This window comes from Azospirillum brasilense (assembly GCF_022023855.1).
Lineage (GTDB): Bacteria > Pseudomonadota > Alphaproteobacteria > Azospirillales > Azospirillaceae > Azospirillum > Azospirillum brasilense_F.
This window is the reverse complement of record NZ_CP059450.1, coordinates 1,725,931-1,744,834: the sequence shown is the minus strand read 5'-3', so window position 1 is coordinate 1,744,834 and position 18,904 is coordinate 1,725,931. Positions and strand designations below refer to the sequence as shown.

The following is an 18,904-nucleotide window of genomic DNA, read 5'->3' as shown; positions in this document are numbered from 1 at the left end:
AGAGCACCGAGACCAGGAAAGGACCCGCCCGTGACCCTCACCGGCATGATGCTGATCGGCGCCGAGAGCCACCGCGGCCGCATCGGCGAGATCTACGCCATCGACCCGTCCACCGGGGCAAAGCTGGAACCCGCCTTCGGCGGCGGCGGGACGGCGGAGGTGGACCGCGCCTGCCAGCTCGCCTGGGACGCCTTCGACCGCTTCCGCGAGACCGCGCCGGAGGACCGGGCCGTCTTCCTGGAGGCGGTCGCCCGGAACATCCTCGACCTCGGCGACGAGTTGATCGTCCGCGCCATGGCCGAAAGCGGCCTGCCGCGCGCCCGGCTGGAGGGGGAGCGGGGCCGCACCGTCGGCCAGCTCCGCCTCTTCGCCGCGGTGGTGCGGGAGGGAAGCTGGCTTGGCGCCCGCATCGACCCGGCCCTGCCGGAGCGGGCGCCGCTGCCCCGCCCCGACCTGCGCCAGCGCCGTATCCCGCTCGGCCCCGTCGCGGTGTTCGGCGCCAGCAACTTCCCGCTGGCCTTCTCGGTGGCCGGGGGCGACACCGCCTCGGCCTTCGCCGTCGGCTGCCCGGTGGTGGTCAAGGCCCACTCCGCCCATCCCGGCACGTCGGAGCTGGTCGGCCGCGCCGTCCAGGCCGCCGTCGCGGAGTGCGGCCTGCCGGAGGGCGTCTTCTCGCTGATCTTCGGCGCCGGCTCGTCGGTGGGCACGGCGCTGGTCGCCGACCCGCGCATCAAGGCGGTCGGCTTCACCGGGTCGCGCCGCGGCGGCGTGGCGTTGATGGAGGTGGCGGCCAAGCGGCCGGAACCGATTCCCGTCTACGCGGAGATGAGCAGCATCAACCCGGTCTTCCTGCTGCCGGCGGCGCTCGCTGCGCGGGCGGAGGCTCTGGGCCGGGGCTTCGTCGCCTCGCTGACCATGGGCGCCGGGCAGTTCTGCACCAACCCCGGCATCCTACTGGCGGTGGACGGGCCGGACCTCGACCGCTTCGTCAGCGCCGCCGTGGAGGCGCTGGGCGGCAGCGCGGCGCCGACCATGCTGACGCCGGGCATCCACGCCGCCTTCGACGCCGGGGTGGCGGCCCTGGCCGGCAACGCCCGCGTGAAGACGCTGGCGCGCGGGCTGGATGGCGACGCTCCCAACCGGTGCCGGGCGGCGCTGTTCGCCACGACCGCCGACGCCTTCCTCGACGACCCGGCCCTGCGGGAGGAGGTGTTCGGTGCCGCCTCGCTGCTCATCCGCTGCCCGGATCTGGAGTCTTTGCGCGCCGTGGCGGAAAGGCTGGACGGCCAGCTCACAACGACCCTGCAAATGGACACGGCGGACACGAAGGCGGCGGCGGTCCTGCTGCCGACGCTGGAGCGCAAGGCCGGCCGCATCCTGGCGAACGGCTGGCCGACCGGCGTCGAGGTCTGCCACGCCATGGTCCATGGCGGCCCCTTCCCGGCCACGTCCGACGGCCGCACCACCTCGGTCGGCACGGCGGCCATCGAGCGGTTCCTGCGGCCCGTCTGCTACCAGGACATCCCGGCCGACCTGCTGCCGGAGGCCCTGCGCGACGGCAACCCGCTGGGGTTGTGGCGCCGGGTCGACGGAGCGTTGGGCCGGCACTGAACCCCGATCACCGGCCCGCATACTCTGGTATGGTTCCGGGATTGCGGGCTAAACCAACCAAAAAAAGACAGCAAACGAACAAATTCAGAGGAGGACGCAGCATGAAGCCGTTTCTGAGCGCAATCACGGGCATTACCCCCCTTCTGGCCGGCGGGCTGGCCGCGGCCCTGGCGCTGGGCACCGCGTCGGTCGCCCTGGCCCAGTCATCCGGAAAGACGGTGGTGACCTTCGCTGCGTCCCACTTCGCCGAGGTCGGCCGCGGCGACCGGCTGAAGGCCTGGGTGGAAAAGTTCAACCAGTCGCAGCCCGACATCGAGGTCAAGCCGGTCACCATCCCCTTTTCCTCCTTCGCCACCACCATCTTCACGCAGATGGGCGGCAACGGCGGCCCCGACGTGATCCGCTTCGACCTACCGGAGTTCTACGCCGCGGTGGCCGCCAAGTCGGTCCTGCCGATCGACGACATCGTGAAGGACGGCGCCTATCCCTTCACCGCCGCCGACCAGTACATGAAGGTCGAGGGCAAGCGCTACGGCTTCGCCTTCGACACCGCCAACTACGCGATGGTCTACAACGCCGCGCTGCTGCCCAACGGCACGCCGCCCAAGACCTTCGAGGAGTTCGTGAAGCTCGGCAAGGAGGCGACGAAGGACGGCAACTACGGTTTCGCCTTCCGCGCCACGATGGCCGAACGCGGCGGCGTCTGGTACGACCTGACCAACTTCGTCTATGGCTTCGGCGGGCGCTGGTCCAAGCCGGACGGCACACCGACCTTCAACAGCCCGGAGGTCGTGGCGGGTGTCGCCGCCTACAAGACCGTCTATGACGCCGGCATGATCCCCAAGGGCACCGACGCCGCCACCTACCGGCGGATGTTCTGGGAAGGCAAGGTCGCCATGGAGATCGACAACGGCGGCGTTGCCACCATCCTGACCTCGCAGGGCAAGGCGCACCCCATCGCCGCCGCCCCGTCGCCCTTCCCGCACAAGGAGCAGGGCATGATCCTGGCTCCGGTGACCATCAACGCCAACACCAAGGTGAAGGACGCCGCCGGCAAGTTCCTGCAATGGGCGCTCCAGCCCCAGCAGCAGCAGGAACTCCAGACCCTGCTCGGCGCCGCCAACGTCGCGACGACGGTGGAGCGCACGCCGGAGGAGCTTCAGGCCATGCCCTGGCTGAAGGTCTACGACGCGCAGACCCCGAACAGCGTGCCGGCCCTGCCGCAGGGGCTTGAGACCAAGGCGCCGGAGATCCAGCAGATCATCGTCCAGCAGCTCCTCAAGGTGCTCCAGGGCGGCGTCGCCCCGCAGACCGCCATGGACGAGGCGCAGCGCCTGATCACCGCCCGCGTGCTCGCCCAGAAGTAAGGTTTTCACTGGCGGCGCCCCGGCGCCGCCGGTCCCAACTCCGGATACCGCATCATGATGAGCAGGACCGTGAGCCAGCCCAGGGCCGCCGCGCGGCGCGCGCCGATCGACCATGGCCGCTGGGTTCCCGCACTCTTCGTCGCCCCGGTGGCGCTCTACCTCCTGGTCTTCCAGGGCTACCCGCTGGTGCAGGAATTCCTGCTCAGCGTCACCTCCACCTCGCTGCTCTCGCCCGGCCAGCAGACCTACGTCGGGCTGGACAATTACCGCGAGCTCGTCTTCGACCCGGAGTTCCATCAGGTCCTGCGCGTCACCGCGGTCTACACGCTGGTCTGCGTGGTCGCCTCCATCGGGCTCGGCCTGCTGGCGGCGCTGCTGCTCGACGGCACCTTCCGGGGGCGCGGCATCGCCCGCGCGCTGGTCACCATCCCCTGGGCCGCCCCGCCGGTCGCCGCGGCGCTGATCTTCGTGTGGATGTTCAACGCGCAGTACGGCCTGTTCAGCCACCTCGCCCAGTTCCTGGGCTTCGCCGACGGCGGGGTGAACTGGCTGGACGAGCCGTCCTTCGCCCTGCCGGCCATCCTGATCACCACGATCTGGCAGATCTTCCCCTTCTCCTCCGTCGTCATCCTGGCCGCCCTCCAGGGCGTGCCGTCGGAGCTGCGCGAGGCGGCGGTGATCGACGGGGCCGACCGGCTCAGCATCTTCCGCGCCGTCACCTGGCCGACCATCCGCCCGTCGGTGGCCCTGCTGACCCTGCTCATCACGGTGTGGTCGCTGCGCCGCTTCGACGTGATCTGGCTGATGACCCAGGGCGGCCCGCTGGGCGAGACCAACACGCTGGTCATCGACCTCTACCGCCGCGCCTTCGTCTATCTCGACCTCGGCCGCGCGGCGGCGGTCGGCATCATCGGGCTGGTCGTCGCGATCCTGGTGACGCTGGTCTATTTCTGGCTGTCGACGCGGGCGGAAAAGGCCGCCGGGAAACGGTGATCCCCATGAAGCACAATTCCACGGCCCGCACGCTCGCCGTCCTGGTCCTCCTCGGGGTGGCGGCCTTCCCGCTCTACTGGATGCTGGTGACCTCGCTCACCCCGTCGGAGCGGCTGTTCGACGACACGCCGAACCTGCTGCCGACGCTGTCGCAGATCGGCACCTACGCCGACGCCTTCACCGAGACCTCGCTGCGCCAATGGCTGATCAACAGCCTGATCGTCGCGGTCGGCACGACGGTGCTGAGCATCCTGCTGTCGGTGCTGCCGGCCTACGCGCTGTCGCGGCTGACCTTCAACGGCAAGCTGCTGCTCGGCTTCGCGCTGTTCATGACGCAGATGCTGCCGGAAGCGATGCTGGTGGTGCCGCTCTACGACATCTTCACCAAGCTGTCGCTGCTCAACACGCTGCTCGGCTTGATCCTGGCCAACACGGCCTTCACCGTGCCGGTGGTGACCTGGATCCTGAAGGGCGCCATCGACGGCGTGCCGTCGGAGATCGAGGAGGCCGCAAGGGTGGACGGCTGCTCCCGCCTCGGCATCGTGCTGGCGGTGGTGGTTCCGCTGATCGCGCCGACGTTGGCCGCCGCGGCGGTGATCGCCTTCTTCCACGGCTGGAACGAGTATGTCTTCGCCCAGACCTTCATCAGCGACGACGCCCTGCGCACCGCCTCGGTCGGCCTCGCCAGCTTCGTGGGCGAGTTGAGCACCCCGGTGCACACGGTCATGGCGGTCGGCTTCATCTACACGCTGCCGGCGGTCGTCTTCTACCTGTTCGTCCAACGCTACGTGGTCGCCGGCATGACGACCGGCGGCGTCAAGGGCTGACCGTGGGCCGATCCCGCCCCCCCTTGCACCGACACGCCCGAGAGATAAAAGGGAAAAGCCCATGGCTATCAAACTGCAGAACGTCACGAAGTCCTTCGGTTCCCTGACCGTGATCGACAACGTGAGCCTGGAGGCCGGCGACGACGAATTCCTGGTGCTGCTCGGCCCGTCGGGCTGCGGCAAGTCCACCATCCTGCGCATGATCGCGGGGCTTGAGACGGTGACCAGCGGCGAGATCCATCTCGGCGGCAAGCGGGTGGACGAGCTGCCGCCCAGCGACCGCGACATGGCCTTCGTCTTCCAGTCCTACGCGCTCTACCCGCACATGACGGTGCGCCGGAACATCGCTTTCCCGCTGATCATGCGGCAGTTCCGCTGGTGGTTCCACATCCCCTTCATTGGCGACTATTTCAAGCGCCGCATCGAGAACTCGCCGGAGGTGCGCGACCTCGTGGAGCGCACCGCCGACACGCTGGCCCTGACCAAGGTGCTGGACCGCCACCCGCGCACCCTGTCGGGCGGCCAGCGCCAGCGCGTGGCGCTCGGCCGCGCCATGGTGCGCGAGCCGTCGGCCTTCCTGATGGACGAGCCGCTGTCGAACCTCGACGCCAAGCTGCGCACCGCCATGCGGGCGGAGATCACCCAGCTCCACCAGCGGGTCGGCGGCAACTTCGTCTACGTCACCCACGACCAGATCGAGGCGATGACCATGGGCACCCGCATCGCGCTGATGCGCGACGGACATCTCCAGCAGTACGGCACCCCGCGCGAGATCTACGAGAAGCCGGCCAACACCTACGTCGCCCGCTTCATCGGCACGCCGCCGATGAACCTGATCGACGCCGAGGTCGAGGGCATGACCGTGCGCATCGGCAACAGCGTCCTGCCGCTGCCCGACAAGGCCGAGCGCCCTGGGACCGAGCGGGTGGGCGGCAGCAGCCGCATGAAGGTGTGGCTGGGCCTGCGCCCCGGCGCGCTCGCCGTCGTCCCGCCGGGCCAGGGCAAGAGCCTGCCGGGCACCGTCACCCTGGTCGAGCATGTGGGGGCGGAATCGCTGATCTCGGTGAAGCTATCCGGCGTCCACACCGCCCACGACGACGACGGCGGCCTGACGGACGAGGTGATGGTCTCCGTCCCCGGCTACAGCGAGCTGCGCGTCGGCGAGGCGGTCGGCATCGACTGCCTGCTGAAGGACTTCTCCCTGTTCGAGAAGGACAGCGGCCTCCGCGTCGGCGGGCGGGCCGCGGAGGACTTCCTGGCCGGCGGGCGCGTCGGCACCATCCGGACGGCCTCCTGACGCGATCCGCACGGACGGCGCCGCCTCTGCATCCCCAGGTGGAATGACAAAGGCGGCGCCGTTCTTGAACACCACTTTTCAGAAAGGTGCCTTCCTCTCTTTTACAACCGAAGTCTCAAATGCATCAATAATCGACAATTTTCTTCTGCATGAGTCAAAATTCATGCAGTAACCATCCCCGCCCTGCGGGGATTTCGTTGTTGTATGACCACCGACCCAAGCAGAATTAACTTCCGATCGGCCGAAAGACCGGCAGCGTTCAGAATTTCTTTAACAAATCACTTTGTTATTGGCCTTCCCGATACGCGACCGCCGCGATGGCGAGAGGGCCACTATGCCGGACACCCTGGACGCCACCGCCCCGCTCCTGACCATCCCCGATGCCCTGGCGTCCGAAGCGGCGGCGGTGCTGCTGGGTGGCGATCCCGGCGCGCTGAAGGCCGTGCAGGAGAAGCTGGCGGCGGCGCTGACCGGACAGGGCCTGCCGGAAGGCGCCGCGGGCAGCGTCGCGGACGGCTGGATGCGCGACGTCGCGGCGGGGGTCGGCGCCAGCGCCACGCCCGACGACGCCATCGCCCAGGCGAGCCGGATCGCCGCGGGCACCGCAGCGCGCATGGCGCAAGCCGCCCAGGAAACCGCGGCACTGACCGGGGAGCAACGCTTGGCCGTCGCCCTGGCCCAGGGACAGGGAATCGGGCCGAGCAGCGCGAACGATTCCAAGACGGCTGCCGACCTGTCGGCGGCGCTGTTCAGCGGGGTGATGGACCCGGCGGCCCGCCCGGCGGGCGCCGCCGACCCAATCGCCGCCCTGTCGCAGGCTCTGACCGCTCCCCCCACCGCCCCGGCGATGCCGGACGCCGCTCCCGTCTCGCCGTCCGACAAGCTCGCCGCGGCGCTCGCCTCCGGCGTGGGGGTGCAGGACGCGGTGACGGCGCTCGGCCCCGGATCGGGTGGTCACTTCGCCGAAGCCCTGGAACACGCCCTGTCCAGCGGCGCCGACGCCGCCGGCGCCATCACCGCGGCGCAGGCGCAGAGCGCCGCCGGCGCGGTCCAGACCAATTCCGTCGCGGTCGAACAGACCGACGGCGCGCGACTGCTCGGCGCCCTCGCCGCCGGAAAGACGGACGGTGCGGGCGGCGCGCTGGCCGGTAACCCCGCCTTCACCAGCGTCCTGAACGACGCGCTGGCGCAGGGCGCGCCACCCGACGCGGCGCTCGGCGCCTCGGCCCGGGCGCAGACGGACATGGCGGCCCGGCAGGAGGCCGCCGCCGTTCCGGCCAAGCCGGCGGACGCGCTGGTCGCCTCGCTGTCGTCCGGCCAGAATGTGGCGGCCACCGTCAAGACCTTCGCCGCCGCCGCCGGGCTCGACGGCGCGGCGGCCGACGGCTTCGGCGAGGCGCTGGGGCGGGCCCTGTCCAGCGGGCAGGAGATGTCCGGCGCGCTGGGCTCGGCGCAGCAGACCGTGTCCACCGCGCTGGCCCTGTCCGCCGAAACCGCGAAGGGCGTCAAGAGCGACGGGCTGATCGCGGCGCTCGCCAGCGGGCAGAACGTCCAGCAGGCGGTGCAGGCGCTGGGCGGCTCCGGCGCCGCCTTCAACGCCGCGCTGGGTCAGGCGCTGGCGGACGGGCGCGCCCCTGGACAGGCGCTCGCCGCCGCCCGCCAGACCGCGGAGACGGTGCAGCAGAATGCCCAGGGCAGCGAGGTTCCCGTTTCCGCCGAGAACAAGGCGCTGGCCGATCTCGCCAACCCGCCGCCCGCGGGGGAGTCGGCCAAGGACGGCGCCAAGGAAGACGGTGACAAGAGCGGCGGGGAGAAGGCCGCCGAGCAAGTCGCCGAAGCCCCGGCCGAGGGCAAGGAAGGAGGCAAGGAAGAGGGCGGCGAGAAGGACGGCGCCAAGGAGGATGGGGCCAAGGAGGATGGATGGGGCCAAGGAGGATGGGGCCAAGGAGGACGCGAAGGGCGAAGCCGCCGATAAGACCACCGACGCCTCCTCGGCGGAGGGCGAGGCGTCTCCGGCCGCGGCCAAATCCAGCATGGGAAGCGAACCTGCGTTGAAGCCGATCAGCTTCGACGCGGCCGGAACCGCCAAGAGCGCCGACACCGCCGCGCCGAGCGCCACCGCCCCCACGCCCACCACCAGCGCCCCGCCCGCCGCCCCGGCGGTCACCAAGGCGCTGACCAGCGACCCCTTTGCCGTCGCCGCGCAGATCCAGCAGCAGGTGGCCCGCGCCATCGAGGCGGCCGCCGCCACCCTGCCCGCGACGGTGCCGCCGGTGGCGGCCCCCACCCTCTCGGCCGGCTTCGACGCGGCGGCCTTCGCGAAGGCCCTGGCGATCGCCGAGGGCACCGCGGCCCCGGCCGGCTTCGCCGTCTTCCACCTGATCGAGGCGATGTTCCGGCCCGGCGAGTCCGGCAGCAGCGTGATAGGCGTCGCCGTGGTGGCGAACCCGGACTCCCCATTCGGCGTCTGGCAGTACAGCGTGGACGGCAACGTGTGGCAGGCGGTGGGCACGGTCGGCGACGGCTCGGCGCTCGTGCTTCCGGACAGCGCCCTGCTGCGCTTCCTGCCGGCCGCCAACTGGAACGGCACCGCGCCGTCGCTCGGGCTGCGGGCGGTGAACAGTGAATGGGCCGAGGGCTTCAGCGGCGCCGGGCACCGGCTGTTCACGCTGGCCGGCGTCGGCGGCACCACCCCGCTGTCAGGGGATATCGCCCCGTTGACGCTGGAGGTGACCCCGGTGAACGGCGCCCCGGTGGCGACCGGCGCACAAGCGGTCCTGGCCCCCATCGCGGAAGATAGCGCCGATCCGGCGGGCGCCGGCGTCGCGTCGCTGTTCGGCGGGCAGTTCTCCGACCCCACCGACGCGGTGTTCGGCTCCGCTGGCAACGGCTTCGCCGGGGTGGCGGTGGTCGGCAACGCGGCAACCACCGCCCAGGGGCAATGGCAGTATTGGACCGGCACCGCTTGGGTCGCCGTAGGAACGGTGTCGGACGGAAACGCCCTGCTGCTGGCCGCCGACGCCAAGCTGCGCTTCGTTCCCGCCGCCGACTGGAACGGCGTGCCGCCGAGCCTGATGGTTCGCCTGATCGACGATTCACAAGGGGCCGTGACCAGCGGCGAGCGGGCGGACGTGACGGGCGCGGGCGGCGACAGTCGCTACAGCCTCGACACCATCGCCCTGACCACCGCCGTCAGCGCGGTCAACGATGCCCCCGTGGCGACGGGCACGGCGGCCACCCTGCCGACCATCACCGAGGACACCGCCAACCCGGCGGGCGCCACCATCTCCGCCTTGTTCGGTCATCTGTTTTCCGACGCCGCCGACGCGGTGAGCGGCGGAGCGGCGGCCAATGGCTTCGCTGGCGTGGTGGTGGTCGGCAACGCCGCCACCGTGGCGCAAGGAACGTGGCAATATTGGACCGGCACCGCCTGGGCCGACATCGTCGCGGCGAGCGACGCCAACGGGCTGCTGCTGGCCGCCAACACGGCACTGCGCTTCGTTCCCGCCACCAACTGGAATGGCACCACTCCGGCTCTGACGGTCCGGCTGGTCGAGGACGGCGGCGCGCCGTTGGTCACTGGCAACCGCGTCGACCTGACCGGTGGGGTCGGCGGCAGCACGGCCTACAGCGCCGGCATCATCGCGCTGACCGGAACCGTCACCCTGGTCAACGACGCGCCGGTCGTCACCGGAACGACCGCCACCCTGCCGACCATTGCGGAAGACGCCACCGACCCGGCGGGCGCCACGGTCACCAGCCTGTTCGCCCACCTGTTCTCCGACCCGGCGGACGCCGTGGCGGGCGGCTCCGCCGCGGACGGTTTCGCCGGCATCGCCATCGTCGGCAACGCGGCGACCGCGCAGGGTGCTTGGCAGTATTGGACCGGCACGGCCTGGGCTGCCGTGGGGGTGGTGTCGGATGGCAACGCCCTGCTGCTGGCCGCCAACACGGCGTTGCGCTTCGTTCCCGCCGCCGACTGGAACGGCGTGCCGCCGAGCCTGATGGTTCGCCTGATCGACGATTCACAAGGGGCCGTGACCAGCGGCGAGCGGGCGGACGTGACGGGCGCGGGCGGCGACAGTCGCTACAGCCTCGACACCATCGCCCTGAGCACCGCCGTCAACGCGATCAACGACGCTCCGGTGGTGACAGGCACGGCGGCCACCCTGCCGACCATCGCCGAGGACACCGCCAACCCGGCGGGCGCGACGGTCTCCGCCCTGTTCGGTCACCTGTTCTCCGACGCCGCCGACGCGGTAAGCGACGGGTCCACCGCCAACGGCTTCGCCGGTGTGGTGGTGGTCGGCAACGCCGCCACCGTTGCGCAAGGAACGTGGCAGTACTGGACGGGCACGGGCTGGGCCGGCATCGGCGCGGCGAGCGACGGCAACGGGCTGCTGCTGACCGCCAGCACGGCGTTGCGCTTCGTTCCCGCCGCCAACTGGAACGGCACCACGCCCGCCTTGACCGTCCGGCTGATCGACGACTCGCAAGGGGCCGTGACCAGCGGCGGACGGGTTGTCTTGACAAGCGTTGGCGGCAGCACGGTTTACAGCGCCGGGACCATCGTGCTGACCGGAACCGTCACCCCGGTCAACGACGCGCCGGTCGTCACCGGAGCGACTGCTACCCTGCCGGCGATCGCGGAAGACACCGCCAACCCGGCGGGCACCACCGTCTCCAACCTGTTCGCCCACCTGTTCTCCGACCCGGCGGACGCCGTGAGCGGCGGGTCCGCCGCCAACGGCTTCGCCGGGATTGCCATCGTCGGCAACGCGGCGACCTCGCAAGGCGTCTGGCAATACTGGACCGGCACGGGCTGGACCGCCGTGGGGGGCGCCTCGGACGGCAACGCCCTGCTGCTGGCCGCCAACACGGCGTTGCGCTTCGTTCCCGCCGCCAACTGGAACGGCACCACCCCGGCTTTGACCATCCGGCTGATCGACGACTCGCAAGGGGCCGTGACCAGCGGCGGACGGGTTGTCTTGACAAGCGTTGGCGGCAGCACCGCCTACAGCGCCGGAACCGTCGCGCTGGCCGGCACCGTCACCCCCGTCAACGACGCGCCGGTCGCCACCGGCCCTGCGGCCACCCTGCCAACCATCGCCGAGGACACCGCCAACCCGGCGGGCACCACCGTCTCCAGCCTGTTCGGCCACCTGTTCTCCGACGCCGCCGACACGGTCAGCGGCGGGTCGGCGGCCGACACACTGGCCGGCGTGGTGGTGGTCGGCAACGCCGCCACCGTGGCGCAAGGGGCGTGGCAGTACTGGACCGGCGCCGCCTGGGCCGACATCGGCGCGGTCAGCGGCGGCAACGGCCTGCTGCTGGCCACCAACACGGCGCTGCGCTTCGTTCCCGCCGCCAATTGGAACGGCACCACCCCGGCTTTGACCGTCCGGCTGGTCGACACGTCGCAAGGCCCGATCGCCAGCGGCGCGCGGGTCGACGCGACGAGCGTCGGCGGCAGCACGGCCTACAGCGCCGGCACCATCGCGCTGACCGGCACCGTCATTCCGGTCAACGACGCCCCGGTGGCGACGGGCACGGCGGCGACCCTGCCGACCATCGCCGAGGACACCGCCAACCCCGCGGGCACCAGCGTCACCGCCCTGTTCGGCCATTTGTTCTCCGACCCGGCGGACGCGGTGGCGGGCGGCTCCTCCGCCAATGGCTTCGCCGGCGTCGCCATCGTCGGCAACGCGGCGACCGCCGGGCAGGGCGTCTGGCAATACTGGTCCGGTTCCGCCTGGATTACCGTGGGCGCGGTGGCGGAGGGGGCGGCGCTGGTCGTCGCCGCCAACGCGATGCTGCGCTTCGTTCCCGCCGCCGACTGGAACGGCACCACCCCGGCCCTGACCGTCCGGCTGATCGAGGACGGCGGCGCCCCCGTCGTCACCGGCGGCCGCGTCGACCTGACGGCCGGCGTCGGCGGCAGCACCGTCTACAGCGCCGACACCATCGCCTTGGCCGGCACCGTCACCCCCGTCAACGACGCGCCGCAGATCACCGCCGGCACGACGGCGCTGGCGACGATGAAGGGCGTGGCGGTGGCGGTCACCGGCCTGTCGGTGTCCGACGTCGACGCCGGCGCGCTGCCGATGCAGGTCACGCTGACCGCCGGCCACGGCACGCTGACCCTGGCCGACGCCGGGTGGGACGCCGTCATCACCGGCAACGGAACGGACAGCGTCACCGTCCGCGCGACCCTCGCCACCATCAACGGGCTGCTCGGCGCCGCCAACGGGCTCCTCTACACGGCCAATTCCTACACCGGGGCCGACGCCATCCGGATCGTCGTGAACGACCTGGGCAACGGCGGGGCCGGCGGACCGCTGACCGCGACCGCCACCATCGGAGTCACCGTGGCGCCGCCGAACGCTTCCCCCGTCCTGATCGACACCAACCTCGACGTGGCCGTGGCGGCGGAGGCCCTGGCCGCCCCCACCGCGGGCACGGTCGGCTTCGCGGTATCGAAGCTGGTCGGGCTGAACGGCAGCGGCCCCGCCAACGTCACCGACACGGACGCCGGGGCTGTCGTCGGCATCGCCCTGACCGGCACCAACGAGAGCTATGGCCGCTGGTGGTTCTCCACCGACAACGGTGCGACCTGGAGCCTCGTCGGCGCGGTCAACGACAGCGACTCAGCCCTTCTGCTGCGCGCCACCGACCGGCTCTATTTCCAGCCCAGCGCCGCGGTGCCGGCCACCGTCAACGGCGCCCTGACCATCCGCGCCTGGGACCAGACCACGGGCAGCGCCGGATCCAAGGTCGCCGTCACCCTCGGCGACGGCAGCGCCTTCTCCGCCGCGACGGACACCGTCACCCTGCATCCCGGCGTGCTGATCCCCAACGGCACCTTCGACAAGGGGCTAACCGGCTGGAGCTACACCGGCGGCGCCACGGTGGGCGCGACCGGCGACGGGCATGAGGGCACCCTGACCTCCGCGGGCGGCCGGACGCCGACGCAGCTCGAGGACTTCCTCGGCCTTGCCCACGGTTCCATCGCCACGGCGACCGGGACCATTCCATCCTTCGGCAACGCAATGAAGCTGGCCACCACCGTCACGGTGACGAAGGACACGACGCTGACCTTCGACTGGACCTTCATCTTCTCCGACCCCGGCTATCACGACTTCGCCTTCGTCAGCGTCAACGGGGTGGTGACCCTGCTCGCCAAGGACGCGAGCGCCAGCGGGAAATTCAGCGTGGTGATCGCGGCCAACAGCACCCTGTCGCTGGGCTTCGGCACCTCCGACACCAGCGACAACAGCGTCAACCCGATCCTGCGCGTCGACAACGTCAAGCTGACCACCGTCGCCAGCGACCCCATCGTGCTGGACATGGCCGGCGACGGGCTGGCCCTGCGGGCGCTGACCGACGGAGTCCTGTTCGACGTCAGCGGCGACGGCGTGGCCGACCGGACCGGCTGGGTCGGCAAGGGCAACGCCCTTCTGGTGCGCGACGACAACCACAACGGGCAGATCGACGACGGGCGCGAGCTGGTGTCGGAGCATTTCGGAAAAGGCTTCAACAGCAGCCTGGAGGCCCTCGCCTCGCTCGACACCAACCACGACGGGCGGTTGGACGCCGCGGACGAGAGCTTCGCCACGCTCCAGGTCTGGCAGGACGCCGACGGCGACGGGGTGAGCCAGCCGGGCGAACTGCGCACGCTGACCGACGCCGGAATCCTGTCCATTGCCACCACGGCCACCCCGACAGACACGACGCTGGCCGGCAACCACATCCTCGGCACCACCAGCATGACCATGGCCGACGGCAGCAGCCGCCTGGTGGCCGGCGTCGCCTTCGACGCGCAGGCCACCGTCGCGGCGCAGCTGCACAGCCAGCCGCTGGCCGCGTCGCCATCTCCGTCGCCATTTCCGTCGTCTCAGGCCGATCACGGGCGCTTCGACTACGCAGCACTTCTCTCCTCCGGCCTGGGCCTGCCGGACACCGTTCCGGTTGTGCAAAGCAGTCTTGATGCACACAGCGGAGACTGGGCGATGGCGCTTCACACCGCGGACACACACCACACCACAACCCATGCATCGACGATTGTGCCGGTCGCTGAAAATTCATGATCGACTGACAGAATTCGACGCATTTTTAGGTATTTGGATACTGTTTTGTCCTAAATGAGTATGAGAGTTCTCGACTAAGATCATCATCGCTGTAGGCCAAAGAGCCTAGACATGCGGCGATCTCCAGGACCCTCATGCACAAGTTTTGTCTTATCGCCACGGTTGCGCTTCCGCTCCTGACCGGGGCACCACAATCTCTAGTTGCAGCACCGCGCGACGAGGTGGTGGCGCTGATCGGCAAGGCGACGGAGACCCACGACCGCCTGCGCGGGGCGGAGGCCGCCGCCGACGGGGCCCGCAACGCCCTGCGGGTCAGCCATGGCGGCTGGTTCCCGACGCTCAGCCTGTCGGCCAACGGCGGGCGCGAGAGCACGACCAAGCCGGCCGGCCTGCCCAACACGGACATGAACGCGTCCCAGTTTTCGGCGCGGGCGACGCAGCTGATCTGGGATTTCGACGCGACCAACGCCGACATCCGGCGCGCCCAGGTGACGCTGGTCCGCGCCGACATCGCGGTGGAGCGCACCCGGCAGGAGCTGCTGGTGGAGGGCCTCACCGCCTACGCCGGACTCGTCCGCGCCCATCAGCTCCTCGCCTTCGCGCGCCAGTCCGAGGACAACATCCGGCGTCAGACCGGGCTGGAGGAGGTGCGGCTTCAGGAGGGCTTCGGCTTCTCCACCGACGTTCTCCAGGCCAAGAGCCAGCTGGCCGGCGCCCAGGCGCGCCGCGTTGCGGCGGAGGAGGCGACGCAGAACGCGCAGAGCCGCTTCCAGGCCTTCTTCGGCCATGTTCCCTTCCAGGTCAGCAACGCCCAAGTCCTGGCGATGACGCGCGCCGGCCTGCCCGTCTCGATGGACGCGGCGGTGGAGGAGGCGCGCCGCCACAACCCGCGCCTTCAGGAATTGGCCCTGACCACCGCGGCGGCGCAGGAAGCGGTGACCTCGGTGCGCGGCCGCACCCTCTACCCGCGGATCGACGGCTTCGTGGAACACAACATCAAGCGCGACGTCGCCGGGCAGTCCGGGCGGCAGAACGAGCTTCTGTTCAAGCTCCAGGTCACCTTCTCGCTGAACACCGGCCTGACCGCGCTCAACAGCATCCGTCTGGCCGAGGCCGACCTGCGGGCCGCCGACGCCACCTGGGCCGACCAGGAGCGCACGGTGCTGGAGACCGTCCGCAACAGCTGGAACCGGCTGGAAAGCGCCCGCGCTCAGGTGCAGCTGCTGAACGATCAGGCGAGCCTCGCCGCCGGTTTCCTCGACGTGGCGCGGTCGGAGCGCGAGCTGGGCACCCGGTCGCTGATCGACATCCTGTCGGGCGAGACGACGCTGATCAACGCGCGCAGCGACGCCGCGGCGGCGGAGACGGAGCTGGTGCTGGCCGGCTACCGCCTGCTCGCCGCCATGGGCCGGCTGAAGGCCACCGACATCCAGACCAAGCCGATGCCGAAGCTGACCGCGCCGGGCCGCGGCGCTTTCCGCGATCAGGGTCAGCGCGATCCGGGCCGGCGCGGCACGGGAGACCAGCGATGAGCGGCGGCGCCATCGGTCTGCTGGTGCTGCGGCTGCGCGCCAACCTGCGGCTGACCGCCCGCGTCTTCGCGGCGTCGCTGGCGGCGAACCTGCTCGGGCTGGCCTCGTCCTTCTACACGATGCTGGTGCTGAACCGGTACGTGACGCACGGCGTCGACTCCACGCTGGCGGCGCTGACCGTCGGCGTCGTCCTGTCCATCGCCTTCGAGCATCTGTTCCGCCACGTCCGGCTGGGCATCGCCGGACGCATCGGGCGGGCCGAGCACGAGCGTCTGACCACCGGGGCCTTCGGCATCCTGATGACCGCGCGCAGCGGCGCCGGATCGGCGGAGGGCGACGCGGCCCGGCGCGAGGCGCTGCGGGCGCCGGAGCAGATCGACTCTGCGCTCGGCTCCGCCAATCTGGCGACGCTGTTCGACCTGCCCTTCGCGCTCGGCTTCATCCTCGTGGTGGCGCTGATCTCCTGGCCGCTGGCGGCGATCTGCCTCGTCTTCACTCTGCTGGCCATCGCCGCCGGACTGCTGGCCCAGGCGGACATGCGCGCGGTCGGGCGCGATCTCGCCCAGGCCGGCGCCGACGCCCAGGGGCTGGTCACCACCGCCATCGTCGGGCGTGACGCGGTCGCCCTGTTCGGTGGCGCCAAGCCGCTCCTCGGCGACTGGCAGCGCGCGGCCAAGGCCCTGCGCGTGGTCCGCGAGCGCATGTCGATGCGCCAGGGCCGCGCCCAGTCGGCGGCGCAGAGCCTCCAGGCGCTCCAGGGCGTGGCGGTGATCGCCACCGGCGCCGTCCTGGTGGTGCGCGGCGAGCTGGACGTCGGGTCGCTGATCGGCATCAACCTGCTGGTCGGCCGCGCGCTGGCGCCCTTCACCCGGCTGGCCCAGATCGGCGAGTCCCTGGCGATGGCCCGGCAGGCGCAGGTCCGGCTGGAGCAGTTCGCCCGCACCGCGGTCGAGCCGACCGGCGGCACCAGCCTGCCCCGCTACGCCGGCACGCTGGAGCTGCGCGACCTGACCTTCACCCCGCCGGGCGGCGTCACGCCGCTGCTGCGCCGTCTCAACCTGTCGGTGCCCGCCGGCAACATCCTGGTGCTGAAGGGGCGCAACGGCTCGGGCAAATCGACGCTGATCCGCCTGATCGCCGGTCTGGCCGACCCGCAGGAGGGCGCCGTACTCGCCGACGGGGTGGACATCCGCAAGTTCGCCCCCTCCTGGTGGCGCCAGCAGATCGGGCTGCTGCCGCAGGAGCCGGTGTTCCTCAACCGCACGATCCGCGAGAACCTGCTGCTCGCCAACCCGCGCCTGTCGGAGACAGAGCTTCACGCCGTCCTGCACCGCGCCGGGGCCGACCGCACGGTGGCCGACTGCGCCCAGGGCCTCGACACGCCGCTGCGCAACTTCGGCCATGAGCTGCCGACCGGCCACCGCCGCCGGCTGGCGCTGGCCCGCGCCCTGGCGGTCGGCGGTCGGCTGATCCTGCTCGACGAGCCGACCGACGGGCTGGACTCCGAGGGCACCGCCACCGTCTACCGCACGCTGATCGAGCTGGCGCGGAGCGGTCACACGGTGATCATCGCCTCCCACGACCCGCGCATCCTCCAGGGCGCCTCGCTGGTGCTCGACCTCGACCAGCCGAACGGCGCGGCCACCGTCCGCGAGCCGGCGGGGCTGGTGACGCCATGAAGCCGCTTCCCCTGCTCACCCGCAAGCCCGCCGCCGGCCCGGCATCCGCGCCGACCGCCATTCCGACAGCCATCCCGGCCGCCCTGATGGGAACGCAGGCCGCGGACACCGAAAGCCGCTTCGGCGACGGCCTGTTCGCGGTCAGCATCGCCGCCTTCCTCGCGGCACTCGGCTGGGCGGCCATCGCCGAGTTGAACGTCTCCAGCAGCGCGCCCGGCGACGTGGTGCCTCTGTCCTACAACCAGTCGGTCCAGCATTTCGAGGGCGGCATCGTCCGCGACATCCTGGTGCAGGAAGGCGATTCGGTCACCGCCGGCCAGGCGCTGGTCGAGCTGGATCAGACCAAGATCCGCGCCGACCTGGAGGAGCTGAAGCTGCGCCTCGGCTCGCTGTCCGCCGACACCGCGCGGCTGGAGGCGGAGGTCGGGCGCCGCGAGGCCATCGATTTCCCCGAGCGGCTGCTGCGCGAGCGGCCCGATCTGGTGGCGCAGACCCGCGACCTGTTCCGCGCCCGCCGCGACCGGCTGGCCTCCGACCTCGACATCCAGCGCCAGGACATCGCCCAGCGCGAGCAGCAGGTGGCCGCCGTGCGGGCGCGCATCGGCGGCTCCCAGGTGGCGCAGGGCCTGATCCGCGAGCAGCTCTCCATCAGCGAGACCCTGCTGAAGCGCGAGATCACCAACCGCATGAAGCACCTGGAACTGCTGCGCGACGACGCCCGCGTCAGCAGCGCCATCGCCGAGGACCGCGCCACCCTGGCCCAAGCCGAGGCGGCGCTGGCCGAGGCGCGCAGCAAGCTGGTGTGGATCGGCCGCAAATACGAGGAAGAGAGCCGCAACGCCCTCGACGAGGCCCGCCGCAACCACGACGAGCTGTCGCAGCGCCTGACCCGCTACCAGGACAGCCTGGACCGCAGCAGCCTGCGCGCACCCATGGACGGCATCGTCAAGACGCTGGCCGTCTCCACCAAGGGCGCCGTCGTCAAGGCCGGCGAGACGGTGGTGGAGCTGGTGCCGCGCGACGGCAAGCTGGTGGTGGACGCCCGCCTGCCGGTGCAGGACATCGGCTATGTCCGCCCCGACCAGCCGGTGGTGGTGACTCTGGCCGGCGGCGACGCCTCGCGCTTCGGCCACATCGAGGGGCGCGTGCGGACGATCAGCCCCGACACGCTGCTCGATGCCAACAAGCAGTCCTACTACAAGGTCCGCGTCGAGCTGCCGGTGACCCGTTTCGACTACGGCGGCAAGACCTACGAGCTGTTCCCCGGCGTGCGCGTGACCTGCAGCATCCTGACCGGGCGGCGCACCATCCTCGACTATGTGTTCTCGCCGGTCCTCAACGGCCTCCAGCACGCGATGCAGGAGCAATGAGGATGGCCGGACCGACTGCCATTTCCCCTCTCCCCTCTGGGGAGAGGGTTAGGGTGAGGGGGTTGCGCTTTTGCCGGACGCACCGCCACGCGCAACCCCCTCACCGGCCCTCCGGGCCACCCTCTCCCCAGAGGGGAGAGG

The 18,904-nt window shown here is 71.1% G+C and carries 10 protein-coding genes; all 10 read left to right on the top strand.

Going from position 1 to position 18,904, the window contains the following annotated elements; translation table 11 throughout:
- Window positions 1-30 precede the first annotated feature (30 nt).
- The 10 genes from H1Q64_RS21330 to H1Q64_RS21285 all read left to right on the top strand — a co-directional run bounded on the left by H1Q64_RS21330 (window position 31) and on the right by H1Q64_RS21285 (window position 18,763).
- Window positions 31-1,611, top strand: coding sequence for an aldehyde dehydrogenase (NADP(+)) (locus H1Q64_RS21330; RefSeq protein ID WP_237905506.1), 1,581 nt, complete (start codon window positions 31-33; stop codon window positions 1,609-1,611).
- A 101-nt stretch (window positions 1,612-1,712) separates the two neighbouring features.
- Entirely contained in the window at window positions 1,713-2,978 is a 1,266-nt protein-coding gene (locus H1Q64_RS21325; RefSeq protein WP_237905505.1) for an ABC transporter substrate-binding protein, read from the top strand.
- A 54-nt stretch (window positions 2,979-3,032) separates the two neighbouring features.
- Window positions 3,033-3,971 carry a carbohydrate ABC transporter permease gene (locus tag H1Q64_RS21320; RefSeq protein WP_104675440.1) on the top strand — a complete coding sequence of 313 codons (939 nt, stop codon included), beginning with the start codon at window positions 3,033-3,035 and terminating at the stop codon, window positions 3,969-3,971.
- A 5-nt stretch (window positions 3,972-3,976) separates the two neighbouring features.
- Window positions 3,977-4,798 (top strand): carbohydrate ABC transporter permease, encoded by an 822-nt coding sequence (locus H1Q64_RS21315; RefSeq protein WP_237905504.1) that lies wholly within the window; start codon window positions 3,977-3,979, stop codon window positions 4,796-4,798.
- A gap of 61 nt (window positions 4,799-4,859) precedes the next feature.
- Entirely contained in the window at window positions 4,860-6,095 is a 1,236-nt protein-coding gene (locus H1Q64_RS21310) for an ABC transporter ATP-binding protein (protein WP_237905503.1), read from the top strand.
- A gap of 334 nt (window positions 6,096-6,429) precedes the next feature.
- Window positions 6,430-8,070, top strand: a complete 1,641-nt coding sequence (locus tag H1Q64_RS21305) for a hypothetical protein (protein WP_237905502.1) — start codon at window positions 6,430-6,432, stop codon at window positions 8,068-8,070.
- Window positions 8,012-14,182: a brain acid soluble protein 1 gene (locus tag H1Q64_RS21300; protein ID WP_237905501.1), complete on the top strand. Its 6,171-nt coding sequence runs from the start codon at window positions 8,012-8,014 to the stop codon at window positions 14,180-14,182. The genes H1Q64_RS21305 and H1Q64_RS21300 overlap by 59 nt, the downstream gene beginning before the upstream one ends.
- A gap of 134 nt (window positions 14,183-14,316) precedes the next feature.
- Window positions 14,317-15,714, top strand: a complete 1,398-nt coding sequence (locus tag H1Q64_RS21295) for a TolC family protein (RefSeq protein ID WP_237905500.1) — start codon at window positions 14,317-14,319, stop codon at window positions 15,712-15,714.
- The gene (locus tag H1Q64_RS21290) at window positions 15,711-17,393 is read left to right on the top strand and encodes an ATP-binding cassette domain-containing protein (protein WP_237905499.1); all 1,683 of its coding nucleotides are present in this window, start codon (window positions 15,711-15,713) and stop codon (window positions 17,391-17,393) included. Before H1Q64_RS21295 ends, H1Q64_RS21290 begins: the two co-directional genes overlap by 4 nt.
- Window positions 17,390-18,763: an HlyD family type I secretion periplasmic adaptor subunit gene (locus H1Q64_RS21285; RefSeq protein ID WP_237905498.1), complete on the top strand. Its 1,374-nt coding sequence runs from the start codon at window positions 17,390-17,392 to the stop codon at window positions 18,761-18,763. The genes H1Q64_RS21290 and H1Q64_RS21285 overlap by 4 nt, the downstream gene beginning before the upstream one ends.
- The last annotated feature ends 141 nt before the right edge of the window (window positions 18,764-18,904 follow it).